Here is a 14721-nt window from a genome sequence, read left to right as displayed (position 1 = left end):
ACGGCTCCTGGCGCGGGGCGGCCGGCGCGGGCCGGGTCGCGGTGGCGACCCAGTCGGCCCGGCCCAGCGCGGCCGGGTTCGGCGCGAGCACGTTCCAGCCGTCGTGCAGGGTCTCCACCCACTCGGTCTCCGGCCGCAGCGTGGTGCACGGCCGGTCCAGCAGGTACGCCTCCTTCTGCAACCCGCCGGAGTCGGTGATCACGCCGGCCGATCCGAGGACGGCCGCGACCAGCGCGCCGTACGGCAGCGGACGGCCGACGTGCAGCGACCCGCCGGTCAGCTTCAGCCCCTGCTCGTTGGCGCGGGCGAGCAGCCGGGGGTGGGCCAGCAGGGCGACCGGCACCGGCAGGTCGGCCAGCGCGGCCACCAGTGAGGCGAGCCGCTGCGGGTCGTCGGTGTTCTCGGCCCGGTGGAGGGTGGCCAGCAGGTACGGCGCGTCGGGGTCGATGCCCTCCGGCAGCTCCGGCCGGGGGTTGCGGCCGGTCAGCACGGCGTCCCGGACCCGCAGGCAGACGTCGACCATCACGTCGCCGACGAGCACCGACCGGTCGGCCAGCCCCTCGGCGGCGAGGTGCCGCATCGCCTCCCCGGTCGGCGCGAGCAGCAGATCGGCGCAGTGGTCGGTGAGCACGCGGTTGTGCTCCTCCGGCATCCGCCGGTTGAACGAGCGCAGCCCGGCCTCGAGGTGAGCGACCGGCAGGTGCTGCTTCACGGCGGACAGCGCGCCGGCGAGGGTGGAGTTGGTGTCCCCGTAGACGAGGACCCAGTCCGGCCGGTGCTCCTCCAGCACCGGGTCCATCGCGGCCAGCGTCCGGCCGGTCTGCACCCCGTGGCTGCCGGAGCCGATACCGAGGTGGACGTCCGGGTCCGGGATGCCGAGGCCGGAGAAGAAGACGTCGGAGAGGTCGGCATCGTAGTGCTGGCCGGTGTGCACGATGACGTGCTCGTGCTCGGTAGCGGCGAACGCCGCCGCGATCGGTGCGAGTTTGACCAGCTGCGGCCGGGCCCCGACGATGCTGACGACCTTCATCTGCGACGTTCCTCCGATACCTTGTCCGCGGTCGGCGCCTGCGCGCCGCACCCCCAGCTCACCGGATCGCCCGGCTGCCACCGGCGACCGGTCCGATTCTGCGGCGGAACGGGCGAGTTGTCCGCCTCGCCGCGCCGACGGCGGCCTAGGCTAACATCGCCGCGACATTCACCGGACGGTGTGACCCGTCCTCACCCCTACGAGAGTTGCCGTGGCCGCTGAACCCCCGGTCGTCGCCGATCCAGGTGCACAGGAATTCCCGTCCGTCGGTGACCGCCGATGGTCACCGGTAGCCCACCGGCTGGACCTCGTCCTGGTCGGTCTGGTCGTCGCGTACGTCGTCGCGCGGTCGAGCGTGGCGCTCAGGGTGGAGCCCTTCCGGACCTTCGACTCCCGCTCGTACCTGGGCCTGACGGACGGGCCGGATCCCACGGCAACGCTGTCCTTCACCGGCCAGGCGCCCCGCCTGTGGGGCACACCGCTGCTCTACTCGCTGGTCGGGGCGGACGAGGGCCGGGCGCTGCTCCAGGCCCTCGTCGGCATGCTCGGGTGGACCGCCCTGGTCGTCGCACTCTGGATCACGCTGCGTAGCCCGGTTGCCCGGGTGCTGGCCGCGGTGGTCCTGTTCGGGCTGGCACTGACGCCACCGGCCTACGTGTGGGACCACACCATGATCTCCGAGTCACTCTCGATCAACCTGGGGCTGCTCACCGTCGGTCTGGGAGGGATCTGGTGGCGCACCCGGTCCCGCGTCGCCGCCGCCGCCATGACGGCAACGGCCTTCTGGTGGATCTTCACCCGGCAGGACACGCTGCTCTTCGTCGGTCTCGTCCTGGTCGCGGTGGTCGTGCTGGCCTGGCGCAGCCGGCCGCACCGCCGCGCGGCGGTGGCCGTCGTGCTTGTGCTCGGCGTCGGACTGGCCTGGGCCGCGGCGATCGCCGGCCCCACCGACCGGGCCTTCGCCAGGTGGAGCGCCTCGGGCCACTCGCAGACCGAGGAGACCTTCCTCTACCGGCTGACGATCGACGTGATGGACGACCGACGCATGCGGGAGGTCTACCACGAGGAACTCGGCATGCCGGCGTGTCGCCCGCTGGAGAAGGTGACCGACGGCACGTCGTGGAACGTCCGGCGGGTGGGGCACGCGTACCGGGCCTGCCCGGACCTGCGGGCGTGGGCGGACGAGAACAAGATGACGGTGGGCTACCGGTACGCCGTGGCGGACCCCCGGCACTTCGCCCGCACGATGGAGGAGAAGTTCGCGGTCGCGCTGGGCAGCCGCAGCCTGGGCACCTACGGCCGCCCGGCGGCGCTCCTGCCGGCGGGTGTGCAGGCGGCGTACTTCCCTCCCGAGCGGCTCGTCCTGCCGCTGGTCGCCGTCACCGCCGTGCTCGCCGTGCTCGCCGGCTGGGCCGCCGGGGCGGTGCGCCGACGGCGGGTTCTGCTGGTGGCGGGTGCGGTGGCCGTTGTGGGCAGCCTGGTCAGCACGCTGGCCGGTCTGATGCTGTCGGCCGGTGAGTTCGCGCGGTTCGGCATCCAGGAGTCGCTCTACCTCCGGATCGGTCTTCTCGTCCTGCTGCTCGCGGCGCTGGACGCGGCGCTCGACCGGCGCGGCCTCGCCGGTCAGGGAGACGCGCCAGGGCCCCGGCCCTCGCCGGCCATCGACGGCCAGTGATCGACGTCCCCTGCGGCCCGGCGCGATCCCCTACAGTCGTCACCCGGGACGACCGGTAACGCAGCGGCGCCGCCATCAGCGGGTAGAACGTGGGGTTGAGGACATGGGTGAAGCGAGCGACCGCGACGCGCCCGGCGGCGCGTCAGGGGGCGGTGGCACGGCGGTGGCGGACCGTCCCGTCGCGCAGGCCGTCCCCGCACCGCGCTGGCGCTGGTGGCCGTGGCTGGCGATGGTGGCGGTCGGGGCCGCCCTCTGGGGTTTCTGGTGGTGGAGCCAGACCCTTGCCCCGCTCGGCTGGGGCTACTTCGCGCGGCGGCCGATCTACGGGGTGTTCATCCCGCTCTGGGACGCCCTGGCGCTCTGGGTGATCCCGGCGGGGGTGCTGCTCGCCGGCCTGGGCTGGATGGTCAGCTCGTGGCGTCGCCTGCCCGCCGCCGCCGCGCTGCTGCTGGTGGTGCTGGCCGGACTGGCGACCGCCACCGCGGTCGCCGTGGTGCGGGGCGATCCCGAGGACCTGACCCGCGGCATCTCCACCCACCGCAACGCGCCCTACTACACGTCCGACCTGCACTTCGTCTACGAGTACAGGCTGCGCGGCTTCGTCGAGCGGCACCCCGAACTGAGCGAGCGGTTCCACTCGTACAACTCGCGCACCCACCCCGCCGGGGTCTTCGTCTTCCTCTTCCTGCTGTTCAAGATCTTCGGCTCGGCGCAGAAGCTGTGGATCGCCGTCACCATCGCTCTCATCGCCTTCACCGCGGCGGTCGCCACCTGGCTGATCGGCCGTACGCTGGGCGGCGAGCGGGCGGGCCGGATCGGCGCGGTGCTGTTCGCCGCCTCCCCGGGGCCGCTGATGCTCGCGTACAGCAACCTGGACACGATCTTCGCGGTCCCGATGGCCCTGAGCGTGGCGCTGTTCGTGCTCGCCGTGCACCGTCGGTCGGCGCCGATCGCCGCCGCCGCCGGCGCCGTACTGGGTGTGGGCACCCTGATGACGTTCGCCACCTCCTTCGTGGTCATCGCCGCGGTGGTGGCGGTGCTGGTGCAGTGCGGGTGGCGCACCGGCGGGCGGTTGCTGGCCGCCGCCGCCGGCGGCGGTGTCGCCGTCCTGGCGCTGGCCTGGCTGGTGCTCGGTATGAACGTCTTCGCCTCGTACCTGGTCTCGCCCCGGGTCTCGGGCTACTCGACGACGTACTGGATGGTGGGGAGCCCGGCGGCCTGGCTGATGTACGCGGGCCTGCCGCTGGCCGCGCTCGGTGTCGTGGGCCTGTTCCGGAAGGTGCCCGGGGCCCGCCGGCCGGTGCTCGTCACCGTGCTCGTCCTGTTCATGGTCCTGTGGGCGGCGCTGCCGTCCGAGCTGACCAAGCTGCGACCCGGGGAGGTCGAGCGGACCTGGGCGTTCCTCTACCCGCTCGTCGCCGCCACGGCCGGCCTGGTGGTCGACCGGTGGACCGCCGGCTTTCGGCGTCCCTGGGTCCGCGGCGCCGTGGTCGCCGTCCTGGTCCTGCTGTCGGTCGGTCAGGCCGTCCTGATCCAGGGCTTCTACCACAACTTCTTCTGAGAATCGGGCTCTGACCTGCGTCGGGTGGGGCGGCGGCGAGGCCGGGGCCGGCACCCGGTGGCCTACCGTAGACTCGCGGAGGCCCGTGGCGAGGCTTCCGGCGTGCGCCGGTCCGCTACGGGCCGCCCCGAGGTGTATCGGAGTCCGCAGAGAGGCGGAGACGGGCAGATGGCATTCGACGACGCTGCTGCGCACCCAGGCGCTCGTGGCCGGGTTGTCATGCTGGTCGACAACGGTGTGAACGGCGACTCGCGGGTGCAGAAGACCGCCCGGTCGGCCGCCGACGCCGGTTGGGACGTCGTCCTGCTGGGCCGCTCGCCCGGCGGGGTCGCGCAGTCGTGGCGGCTCGGCGCCGCGGAGGTGCGGCTGCTGGCGATGCCCGCGCCGCTGGCCCGTCGCCGCCACGAGTTCCGCCGGGCCTGGCTGCGCTGGCCCCTGGCGTACCCGCCCAACGGGATCGCCGCCCACCGGCAGCAGACCGTCAAGGCATGGCAGGCCGACCTGGCGGTGCGTGCCGCGCAGTTGGCCGCCACCGGTCCGGGAACCCCTCGACTGGGGCTGCGCAAGCGCCTGCTCCGGGCGGAGCAGGTCGCCGCGAAGCTGACCCGGACCTGGGTGTCCGGGCGGTACTGGATGCTCACCCAGGCCCGCACCCGCCGGCGGTTCCGCAATCCGTGGGACCGGGCGTACACGCGCTTCTGGCAGACCGTCAAGGGCGATGGCGCGTGGCGGCGGCTGGAGCCGGGGCTGTGGGACTACGAACTGGCCTACGGGCCGGTCGTCGACGAGCTGCGACCCGACCTGATCCACGCCAACGACTTCCGGATGCTCGGCGTCGCCGCCCGCGCCAAGATCCGCGCCGCGGCCCAGGGGCGCGAGATCAAGGTGGTCTGGGACGCCCACGAGTTCCTGCCCGGGCTGAAGCCCTGGCAGGACAACGCGCGCTGGCTGCCCGCGCACCGTGCCCACGAGCGGGAGTACGCCCCGTACGCCGACGCCGTGATGACCGTCTCCGACGGCCTCGCCGAGCTGCTGCGACGGGAGCACCACCTGGCCACCATGCCCGACGTGGTGCTCAACGCCCCGGCGGCGCTCACCGAGGATCTCGACCCCGACGCCCCCGCGCCGGACCTGCGTGCCCTCTGCGGGATCGGCCCGGACGTGCCGTTGCTGGTCTACAGCGGGGCGGCGGCGAGGCAGCGCGGCCTGGACGTCATGGTCGACGCGTTGCCGCAGCTGCCCGGGGTGCACGTGGCGCTCGTGGTGAACAAGCCGGAGGGGCCCTACGTCTCCGGCCTGCTCGCCCGGGCCCGGAAACTCGGCGTCGCCGACCGGGTGCACGCGCTGCCGTACGTGGCGCACTGGCAGGTGGTGCCGTTCCTCGCCGCGGCCGACGCCGGGGTGATCCCGATCCACCACTGGCCCAACCACGAGATCGCGCTGATCACCAAGTTCTTCGAGTACTCGCACGCGCGGCTGCCGCTGGTGGTCAGCGACGTGAAGACGATGGCCGGCACCGTCCGGGACACCGGTCAGGGCGAGGTGTTCCGCGCCGAGGACGTCGACGACTACCTGCGCGCGGTGCGCGCGGTGCTGGCCGACCCGGCGCGTTACCGGGCCGCGTACGACCGACCGGGTCTGCTGCGGAGCTGGACCTGGGAGGCGCAGGCCGAGGTGCTCGACGGCGTGTACCGCCGGCTGCTGCCCGGCCCCGCGGCGAACCCCGCGCCGGCCGACGCCGCGGCGCGGTCGGCGTCGGACGACCCGCGACCCGCCCTCGAGGTCGGCACGTGACCGTTCCCGACGTCACCGTCGTCACCGCCGTCTACAACACCATGCCGTACCTGACGCGGTGCCTGACGTCGCTGGTGGAGCAGACGATCGGCCGGGACCGGCTGCAGGTCGTCGCGGTCGACGACGGCTCGACCGACGGCAGTGGTCGGGAGCTGGACCGGTTCGCCCGGATGTACCCGGGCACGGTGAAGGTGCTGCACCAGCCGAACTCGGGCGGCCCGGCCGGGCCGAGCAACCGGGCGCTGGAGCACGCCACCGGCCGGTACGTCTTCTTCATCGGCTCCGACGACTACCTGGGTCCCGAGGCGCTGGAGCGGCTCGTCGGCGCCGCCGACCGGTGGGACTCCGACGTGGTCCTCGGCAGGCTCGTCGGGGTGAACAGCCGCTACATCCACCAGGCGATCTACGCGGAGAACGCGGCCGAGGTGGACCTCTTCGACTCGGCGCTGCCGTGGTCCTTGTCGAACACCAAGCTGTTCCGGCGGGACCTGATCGAGAAGTACGGGCTGCGCTACCCGGAGGACATGCCGGTCGGCAGCGACCAGCCGTTCACGATCGAGGCGTGCGTACGCGCCCGCCGGATCTCGGTGCTCGCCGACTACGACTACTACTACGCGGTGCGCCGGCTCAACGCCCGCAACATCACGTACAAGAGCCGGCACCGGGAGCGGCTGCGCTGTGCCGAGGAGATCGTCGCCTTCGTCGCCGGCCTGATCGAGCCCGGTCCCCGGCGCGACGCCGTGCTGCTGCGGCACTTCACCTGGGAGATCGCCAAGCTCCTGGAGAACGACTTCCTGGGCCTGGAACGGGACGTCCAGTCCGACGTCGCCGCGGGCGTGCGCGCGCTGGCCGAGGCGTACCTGACCGACCGCATCCGCGACCAGCTCCCGGTGGAGGCGCGGATCCGGCTGGCCGCCGCCCGGTACGGCGACGTCGACCACCTGCTCGCGGTGATCCGGCAGGACGCCGAGATGGGCATTCCCCCGGCGGTGGTGGACGGCGACCGCTGGTACGCCGGCTACCCCGGGTTCCGCGACCCGCAGCTCGGCATCCCCGACGCCTGGTACGACATCACCGCCGGCGCCGCCGACTGGATCGCCCGGCTGGACACCGTGTCGGCGGCCTTCGAGGGCAACCGCGCGCTCCTGGTGACCGCCCGCAGCCCCCGCCCCGACCTGGCGGAGCTGACCGGTGCGGTGGCCCTGGTCGCCGGAGACGTGGTCGGCGCCACCGTCTCGGTGGTCGCCGACGCCACGGGCACGACCGTCCGGGCCCGCATACCGTTGGACCGTCTGGTGGCGGACACCGCGCCCGGCGGCGAGCTGCGTACCGTCCAGGCCCGGGTCGAGGCGTTCGGCACCACCGGCGTCGCGGCGCTGCGCGGGGCGCGGCGGCCGGTCCCGCAGCGGACCGTGGTGCGCCGGGGCGCCCGCCTGCACATTCTCACCACCACCACCAACCACAAGGGTCAGCTCGTCATCGCCGTGGCACCTGTGACGCCGCGCCGGCTCGTGGCCCGCCTGCGGCGCGGGCTTCCACTAGGAGGAAAGTAGTAGTCATGAACATCTGCGTCGTCGCCCTCGGGAAGATCGGGCTGCCGCTCGCCGTGCAGTTCGCGTCCAAGGGGCACCGCGTCATCGGTGCCGACGTCTCCGAGCGGGTCGTCAGCCTCGTCAACGACGGCGCGGTGCCGTTTCCGGGCGAGACCGACCTGGACGTGAAGCTCAAGGAGGCCGTCGCCGCCGGCCTGCTGTCGGCCACCACGGACACCGCCGCCGCGGTCGCCGAGTCCGAGGCCGTCGTGGTGGTCGTGCCGCTGTTCGTCGACGCCGAGGGCGTGCCGGACTTCGGCTGGATGGACGACGCCACCCGGGCCATCGCCCGTGGCCTCAAGCCGGGCACCCTGGTCAGCTACGAGACCACCCTGCCGGTCGGCACCACCCGCAACCGGTGGGCGCCGATGCTCCAGGAGGGCTCCGGCCTCACCGCCGGCCGGGACTTCCACCTGGTCTTCAGCCCCGAGCGGGTGCTCACCGGCCGGGTCTTCGCCGACCTGCGGCGCTACCCGAAGCTGGTCGGCGGCATCGACGAGGCCTCCGCCGCGCACGGCGTGGAGTTCTACCGGGCGGTGCTCGACTTCGACGAGCGGTCCGACCTGGCCCGGCCGAACGGCGTGTGGGACCTGGGCTCCGCCGAGGCCTCCGAGATGGCGAAGCTCGCCGAGACCACGTACCGCGACGTCAACATCGGTCTGGCGAACCAGTTCGCCCGCTTCGCCGACACCGTCGGCATCGACGTGCTCAAGGTCATCGAGGCCTGCAACAGCCAGCCGTACAGCCACATCCACTCGCCGGGCATCGCCGTCGGCGGTCACTGCATCCCGATCTACCCGCGGATGTACCTGTGGAACGACCCGGCCGCGACCGTGGTCCGCTCCGCCCGCGAGGCCAACGCCGCGATGCCGCAGTACGCCGTCGACCTGCTCGCCGCCGCGTACGGCGACCTCACCGACGTCGAGGTGCTGGTGCTCGGCGCCGCGTACCGGGGCGGGGTGAAGGAGACCGCGTTCTCCGGTGTCTTCCCGACCGTGGAGGCGCTGCGCGCACGGGGCGCCAAGCCGTACGTGTCCGACCCGATGTACACCGCCGAGGAGTTGACCGCGCACGGCCTGCCGCCGTACGACGGCCAGCCGGTCACCGCGGCCGTTATCCAGGCCGACCACACCGAGTACCGCACGCTGGCCGCCGCCGACCTGCCGACGGTGCGGGTGCTGGTCGACGGCCGTCGGGTCACCGACCCGGCGCGCTGGGCGGACGTCCGCCGGGTGGTCATCGGCGGCTGACCGCCGCCTGCGGAAGCACGACGGGTCCCGACCTTCCGGTCGGGACCCGTTCCGCGTCGGTGGGGCTCAGCCCTGGTCGAGCCCGGCGGGCCGGTTCTCCACGTCCCGGGAGACGACCTCGCCCTTGGCGTCCACCCAGCCCCTCGGGCGGGCAGGATTGCCGGCGACCAGCTGGTACGGCTGCACGTCCTTCGTCACGACCGAGCCGGCGGCGATCATCGCGTACTCGCCGACCTCGATGCCGCAGACCAGGGTGGCGTTGGCGCCGATGGATGCGCCGCGCCGGATCAGCGTCGGGGTGATGGTCCAGTCCGGGTTCTGCGCGCGGGGGCGGAAGTCGTTGGTGAAGACCGCGCACGGGCCGACGAAGACCTCGTCCTCGATGGTCACGCCCTGGTAGACGGAGACGTTGTTCTGGATCTTGACGAGGTCACCGACGGTCACCCCGGCGTCGACGTAGACGTTTCGCCCGATGACGCAGCCCGCGCCCACCCGGGCGGTGGACCGGATGTGGGCCAGGTGCCAGACCTTCGTGCCGTCCCCGACCTGGGCGCCGGACTCCACGTCGGCGCTGGGGTGGACGAAGACCGTCGGCCGGTCGTTGGTGTCAGTCATGTCTGTCCGCTCGCATCGTCTCGGGGCGCGGCGTCGCGCCGGGTGGAGGCCGGTCCGAAGGCCGCGGGCCGTGGCCCGGCGTAGCATAACCAGCCGCCGGCCGCGCACCGCGGCGGCGGCTACGGCGAGTACGTCCAGATCAGGCTGAGGTAGGTGCCGTACCAGGCGGAGATCAGGGCGAGCAGCCCGAGGACGAGGATCCGGGTACGCGGCCGCGCCTTGCCCAGCGCGAGGGCCACCGGCAGCAGCAGCGTGAAGGCGGGCACCAGGTAGCGGCCCTTCGCCCAGTAGTACTCCTCGGTACCCACGGTCAGGACGAGGAACGTCAGGGAGTAGACCACCACGGGCAGCGGGTAACGGTCGAGGACGAGCAGCACGACCAGTACGGCGGCGAGTGCCATCAGCAGCGTCGACGTGTAGAACGACAGCGGCACCGCCTTGGTCAGGACCTGTCGGAATGTGGCGAAGGTGTCCACGCCGCCGTCGAACCCGATCTTCCAGGTGGTGCTCTGGATGTGGAAGTAGGCGTCGACCCGTCCCAGCCGCTGGCCGATCCACGCCAGATAGCCGAGGTAGCCCAGGGGAGCGAGCAGCCCCGCGACCCACGGTCGCCAGCCGTCCTGCCGGCGTACCACCGCGACGAGCGCCGCGACGCCGACCGCGGCGATCAGCGCGCTCGCCGTCGGGCGGCTGAAGCCGGCGACCAGGCAGAGCACCCCGGCCGTGAGCCACCTCCGGCGCAGCAGCGCGTACAGGGTCCACGCCACCAGCGCGGTGAACAGGGTCTCGGTGTACGCCATGTTCTGCACCACCGCGTGGGGCAGCACCGCCCAGAGCGCGACCAGGAGCAGGCCGACGCGCCGGGAGGCGAGCTGGACGCCGAGGGCGTAGATGCCCCACGCGGCGGCGATACCGGCGACCCACGACACGACCAGGGCGGCGACCGGGATGGAGAACGGGGTGACGGCGGCGACCCCCGCCGTGAGGCCGGGGTAGAGCGGGAAGAACGGCAGGTTCGGCAACCGTGGCTTGCCGTCCGGGCCGACGTTGTCCAGGCTCTGGTCGTACCCCTGATCGGCGATCTGCGCGTACCACAGGGAGTCGTAGCGGCTGTGCAGCAGCGACCAGAAGTCGGCGCCCGCCCGGTGGGAGAAGATCCACAGGACGATCAGCCCGGCCGCCCGCAACAGCACGTACGCGAGGAGCGCCGGTGCCGCGGCCGGCAACCGCCGGCGGCTGCCCGCATCCGTCGGCGACCCGTCGGCCGTTGCCGCGGCCGGGGACGACCAGCCGGCCGCCGGATCGTGCGAGTGTGCGGCGGAGGCCGGTTCGCCGAGGGGCTTCGTCGAGGCAGCGGGGTCAGCGGACACGAGGCGTGACCCTACCCGACCGGCGGGAACGCCGGCATCCGCCGCGGGACGGAGCGAGGTCGTCGGGCACGGCGACCGTCCGTCAGGTCAGCAGCGCCGCGACGGCGTCGGCGGCGGGCACGTCTGCCGGCAGTGCCCGCGCGTCGACGACGGCCGCCACGGGCAACGGGCCGTACAGGTGCGGGAAGAGCTGGTCGTGGCGGGACGGCTCCCACCGCAGCTCCGGGCCCAGCCGCTGCTCGTCGACCGTCAGCAGCGTCAGCCCGGCCACGCCGGTGAAGACCCGTCGGGCCGTCTCGACCACCTGTTCCGGGCCGGACAGGTGGATGAAACCGTCCTGGTGGTCCATGGCGGTGCCGGTGAAGTGCCCGGCGGCCAGCGCGTCGTCCCACTCGGTCGTCGCCAGCAGCTTGTAGATCACTACGGCAGGATAGCCAGGCCGGCCCTCCCGTCGTGGGCGGACATCTGCCACCATGCCCAGGTCGGCTGGGCGAGGAACGGAGGGCACCGGGTGCGGATCCTGCTGGTCGAGGACGACCTCCGGGTCGCCGCGGCCCTGTCCTCGGCGCTGACCCGGCGCGGGTACGAGGTGGAACACGCGGCCACCGTCGCCGCCGCCCTGTCGGCCGCACCCTGCGACCTGGTGCTGCTCGACCTGACCCTGCCCGACGGCGACGGCACCGACGTGTGCCGGGAACTGCGCCGCCGCAGCACGCAGCTCGGCATCATCGCGGTGACCGCCCGGGGCGAGGAGCGGGACCGCGTGCTGGGCCTGCGCCTCGGCGCGGACGACTACGTGGTGAAGCCGTTCTCGATGGTCGAGTTGCAGGCACGGATCGAGGCGGTCCTGCGCCGCGCGGCGCACACCGTCCCCGAGCGGCACGTGATCGAGGCCGGTCCGGTACGCATCGACGTGTCCGCCCGGGCGGTGACCGTGGACGGCCGTGCCGTGCCGCTGACCCGCAAGGAGTTCGACGTCCTGCTCTCGCTGGCCCGGCAGCCGGGGGTGGCGGTGCCGCGCGACCGGATCCTGCTGGACGCCTGGGGCACCACCTGGGCCGACCGGCACACCGTCGAGGTGCACGTGGGCTCGCTGCGCGGCAAGCTCGGTGACCCGCGCCTGGTGGAGACCGTCCGCGGGGTCGGCTACCGGCTGCGCGGCGCGTGAGGTCCCGGTGCGACGTCGCCTGGTGATCAGCTACCTGCTGCTGATGGTGCTCGTCCTCATCGCCCTGGAGACCCCGTTGGCGGCGACCCTGGCCAGCCGGGAGACCGACCGGGTGCGCGCGGACCGGCTCGCCGACGCGACGCGGTTCGCGTCGCTGGCCGGGCCGGCCCTGCGGGGCGGCACCCCCGGGCCGCTCGACAACGAGCTGAGCAGCTACGACGAGCTGTACGGCATCGGCGCGGCGGTGGTGGACCGGGACCGCCGCACCGTGGTCGCCTCGGCGAGCTGGCGGCCCGCCCCCGGCACCCGGGAGGCGCTGGACGTGGCGCTGTCCGGTCAGCAGGCCAGCGGGCCGGAGTCGGTCTGGCCGTGGGTGGACGGTCCGATCGTGGTGGCGGTGCCGATCAACGACGGCGGCGAGGTGCTCGGCGCGGTGGTCACCGCCACCCCGGCCGGCCCGGTCCGGCGTACCGTCACGGCCTGGTGGCTGCTGCTGACCGGGATGGGCCTGCTCGCCGTGCTGGCCTGCGTACTCACCGCGTTCGGGCTGGCCGGGTGGGTGCTGCGCCCGGTCACCGAGCTGGACGCGGTCACCCACGAGATCGCCGAGGGCCACCGGAGCGCCCGGGTGCAGCACCGGCTGGGCCCGCCGGAGCTGCGCCGCCTGGCGGCGAGCTTCAACCACATGGCCGACGCGGTGTCGGACGTGATGGACCGGCAGCGGGCCTTCGTCGCGCACGCCAGCCACCAGCTGCGTAACCCGCTGACCGCGCTGCGGCTGCGGGTGGAGGAGCTGGGGCCGAGCCTCAGCGATCCCGACGGCCGTGCCGAGCACCGGCTGGCGCTGGAGGAGACCGACCGGCTGGCCCTGGTGCTGGACGCGCTGCTCACCCTGGCGCGCGCCGAACGCCGGGAGAACCAGCGGGTGACCGTGGACGCGACCGCCGTCGCCGCCAGCCGGGTCGCGGCGTGGCAGCCGCTCGCCCGGCACCGGTCGGTCGCGCTGCGCCTCACCACGGTCGCCTCCCCGGCGTACGCGCAGACGGTGCCCACCGCGATCGACCAGGCGCTGGACGCGCTGATCGACAACGCGGTGAAGTTCAGCGGTGCCGGGGGAGAGGTGACCGTCGAGGTGCGGCCCGACGACGGCGGGACCACCCTGGAGGTACGCGACACCGGCCCCGGGATGACGGCGAGCCAGCTCGGGCAGGCGACGGAGCGGTTCTGGCGGGCGCCGGAGGTGCAGAACGTCGACGGCGCCGGCCTGGGGTTGACCATCGTGGCGGTGCTGGTGGACGCCTCCGGCGGCCGGCTCACCATGCGCCCGAACGCGCCGCGCGGCCTCGTCGCCGGCGTCTGGTTCCCCGCTCGGCGTTAAGAAGGGGCCCTTCCTCTACTCGAGGCGTTGAGAGGGGGCCCTTCCTTTCACGGTTTCGCGGCGCGGTACCAGGCGGCGGCGCCCGGATGCAGGGGCAGCGGCGCGGTCGCGATGGCCGAGCGGGGACTCATCCGTCCCGCCGCCGGGTGCGCGGCGGCCAGCTCCGCCCGGCGTTCCATGAGCAACCGGGTCACCTCCCGGATCAGCGCCTCCGGCAGGTCGGCGCGGACGACGAGGAAGTTCGGGTTCGCCACCGTGGTGACCGGGTCGACCCCGTACACCGAGCGGGGGATGTCCCGCGACACGTAGACCTCCGGGTTGCGGGCGCGCAGCGGCTCGGTCCAGTCACCGAGGTCGACCATCCGGACGGGAAGGTCCCGGGCCAGCTCCTCGACGGCCCGCACGGGCAGGCCGCCGGAGAAGAAGAAGGCGTCGACCCGGCCGGCTCGCAGGGCGGCGGCCGAGTCGTCCAGGTTGAGGTGTTGCCGGCGTACGTCGTCGCCGAGCCGTGCCGCGTCCAGCAGCCGGGAGGCGGTGATCTCCGTACCGGAGCCGGATGCGCCCACCGACACCCGCCGTCCCCGCAGGTCGGCCAGGCTCCGCACCGGCCCCCCGGCCGTGGTGACCAGGTGCAGCAGGTCGTCGTACACGCGGGCCACCGCCACGACCGCCGGGTCCGTCGCACCGGCCGCCGGGAGCACGTCGGCCTGCGTGAACCCGAGTTCGGCGGCACCCGAGCCGACCAGCCGGACGTTCTCCGCCGACGCGGCGGTTACCACGACGCTGGCCTCGACGTTCGGCAACTCCCGGTTGAGGATCGCGGCCAGCGACCGCCCGAACGCGTGGTAGACGGCGGTGGGGCTGCCGGTGGCGATCCGGATCCGCACCGGCGCCTCGTCGGTCTCCCGGCAGCCGGCGGCGCCGGGCAGGACCGCGACCAGGAGCAGCGCCAGCAACACCGTGGGGGCGGCCGGCGGCCGGATGCGGGCGGAGGCGGTACGGCTCACGCGCTGCACTGTGCGCCGACCGGGCCGTCCGACGCAACCCCGCCCTACCGGTCCGGTGCCGGTGCGAGGGCGGTGGCCTCCAGGATCTGCTCCCGGTCCCGGCCCTGCGCCACGCTCACCACGAAGCAGCCGGTGCCCGGGCGCAGCAGCGCCGGTACGTCCAGCAGGGCCGCGCCGCGCACCAGCATCAGCGCGCAGCTCGACGGACTCCGGGCTCGGATCGTCGCCGGCCAGCGTGGTCAGCATGGTCTGAATCGTTTCCCCCACGTCGGAGGTGAAGG

At 73.6% G+C, this 14721-nt stretch carries 13 protein-coding genes; 7 read left to right on the top strand and 6 right to left on the bottom strand.

Annotated elements, in window-relative coordinates; translation table 11 throughout:
• On the bottom strand, positions 1-1030 hold a 1030-nt coding region (gene wecB / locus AB0I76_RS09870; RefSeq protein WP_357032551.1), incomplete at its 3' end, for a UDP-N-acetylglucosamine 2-epimerase (non-hydrolyzing).
• 211 nt (positions 1031-1241) lie between these two features.
• Between wecB and AB0I76_RS09865 the strand changes: the two genes are divergently transcribed.
• The 5 genes from AB0I76_RS09865 to AB0I76_RS09845 all read left to right on the top strand — a co-directional run bounded on the left by AB0I76_RS09865 (position 1242) and on the right by AB0I76_RS09845 (position 8902).
• The gene (locus tag AB0I76_RS09865) at positions 1242-2705 is read left to right on the top strand and encodes a hypothetical protein (RefSeq protein ID WP_357032547.1); all 1464 of its coding nucleotides are present in this window, start codon (positions 1242-1244) and stop codon (positions 2703-2705) included.
• A 103-nt stretch (positions 2706-2808) separates the two neighbouring features.
• Positions 2809-4266: a glycosyltransferase family 39 protein gene (locus tag AB0I76_RS09860; RefSeq protein ID WP_357032544.1), complete on the top strand. Its 1458-nt coding sequence runs from the start codon at positions 2809-2811 to the stop codon at positions 4264-4266.
• A 219-nt stretch (positions 4267-4485) separates the two neighbouring features.
• Complete coding sequence (locus AB0I76_RS09855; protein WP_357032541.1) at positions 4486-6060, top strand: glycosyltransferase family 4 protein; 1575 nt, start codon at positions 4486-4488, stop codon at positions 6058-6060.
• The gene (locus AB0I76_RS09850; RefSeq protein WP_357032538.1) at positions 6057-7613 is read left to right on the top strand and encodes a glycosyltransferase family 2 protein; all 1557 of its coding nucleotides are present in this window, start codon (positions 6057-6059) and stop codon (positions 7611-7613) included. Before AB0I76_RS09855 ends, AB0I76_RS09850 begins: the two co-directional genes overlap by 4 nt.
• A 5-nt stretch (positions 7614-7618) precedes the next feature.
• Positions 7619-8902 carry a nucleotide sugar dehydrogenase gene (locus AB0I76_RS09845; RefSeq protein ID WP_357032535.1) on the top strand — a complete coding sequence of 428 codons (1284 nt, stop codon included), beginning with the start codon at positions 7619-7621 and terminating at the stop codon, positions 8900-8902.
• 66 nt (positions 8903-8968) lie between these two features.
• On the opposite strand, the gene AB0I76_RS09840 is transcribed toward AB0I76_RS09845, so the two are convergent.
• The 3 genes from AB0I76_RS09840 to AB0I76_RS09830 all read right to left on the bottom strand — a co-directional run bounded on the left by AB0I76_RS09840 (position 8969) and on the right by AB0I76_RS09830 (position 11308).
• Positions 8969-9517, bottom strand: a complete 549-nt coding sequence (locus tag AB0I76_RS09840; protein WP_357032532.1) for an acyltransferase — start codon at positions 9515-9517, stop codon at positions 8969-8971.
• Positions 9518-9636: 119 nt separating this feature from the next.
• On the bottom strand, positions 9637-10887 hold the full coding sequence (locus AB0I76_RS09835) for a hypothetical protein (RefSeq protein ID WP_357032530.1): 1251 nt from the start codon (positions 10885-10887) through the stop codon (positions 9637-9639).
• An 82-nt stretch (positions 10888-10969) separates the two neighbouring features.
• Positions 10970-11308 (bottom strand): DUF952 domain-containing protein, encoded by a 339-nt coding sequence (locus AB0I76_RS09830; RefSeq protein WP_357032527.1) that lies wholly within the window; start codon positions 11306-11308, stop codon positions 10970-10972.
• A gap of 90 nt (positions 11309-11398) precedes the next feature.
• Here AB0I76_RS09830 and AB0I76_RS09825 point away from each other — a divergent pair, with 90 nt between their 5' ends.
• Both AB0I76_RS09825 and AB0I76_RS09820 read left to right on the top strand, forming a co-directional pair.
• The gene (locus AB0I76_RS09825) at positions 11399-12055 is read left to right on the top strand and encodes a response regulator transcription factor (RefSeq protein WP_357032524.1); all 657 of its coding nucleotides are present in this window, start codon (positions 11399-11401) and stop codon (positions 12053-12055) included.
• A gap of 7 nt (positions 12056-12062) precedes the next feature.
• Positions 12063-13433 carry a HAMP domain-containing sensor histidine kinase gene (locus AB0I76_RS09820; protein ID WP_357032521.1) on the top strand — a complete coding sequence of 457 codons (1371 nt, stop codon included), beginning with the start codon at positions 12063-12065 and terminating at the stop codon, positions 13431-13433.
• A gap of 47 nt (positions 13434-13480) precedes the next feature.
• Here AB0I76_RS09820 and AB0I76_RS09815 read toward each other — a convergent pair whose 3' ends face one another.
• Together AB0I76_RS09815 and AB0I76_RS09810 are read right to left on the bottom strand one after the other, a co-directional pair.
• Positions 13481-14440: a TAXI family TRAP transporter solute-binding subunit gene (locus tag AB0I76_RS09815; RefSeq protein WP_357032518.1), complete on the bottom strand. Its 960-nt coding sequence runs from the start codon at positions 14438-14440 to the stop codon at positions 13481-13483.
• A 44-nt stretch (positions 14441-14484) separates the two neighbouring features.
• Positions 14485-14628 (bottom strand): hypothetical protein, encoded by a 144-nt coding sequence (locus AB0I76_RS09810; RefSeq protein WP_357032515.1) that lies wholly within the window; start codon positions 14626-14628, stop codon positions 14485-14487.
• Between the last annotated feature and the right edge of the window lie 93 nt (positions 14629-14721).

This window comes from Micromonospora sp. NPDC049799 (assembly GCF_040656655.1).
Classification (GTDB): domain Bacteria; phylum Actinomycetota; class Actinomycetes; order Mycobacteriales; family Micromonosporaceae; genus Micromonospora.
This window is presented reverse-complemented; position numbering and strand designations above follow the sequence as displayed.

What these genes read in the sequence shown, in the direction of transcription:
- AB0I76_RS09840 (WP_357032532.1), bottom strand. Translation starts at nt 9,517, where the DNA reads ATGACTGACACCAACGACCGGCCGACGGTCTTCGTCCACCCCAGCGCC.
- AB0I76_RS09855 (WP_357032541.1), top strand. Translation starts at nt 4,486, where the DNA reads ATGCTGGTCGACAACGGTGTGAACGGCGACTCGCGGGTGCAGAAGACC.
- AB0I76_RS09845 (WP_357032535.1), top strand. Translation starts at nt 7,619, where the DNA reads ATGAACATCTGCGTCGTCGCCCTCGGGAAGATCGGGCTGCCGCTCGCC.
- AB0I76_RS09860 (WP_357032544.1), top strand. Translation starts at nt 2,809, where the DNA reads ATGGGTGAAGCGAGCGACCGCGACGCGCCCGGCGGCGCGTCAGGGGGC.
- AB0I76_RS09810 (WP_357032515.1), bottom strand. Translation starts at nt 14,628, where the DNA reads ATGCTGGTGCGCGGCGCGGCCCTGCTGGACGTACCGGCGCTGCTGCGC.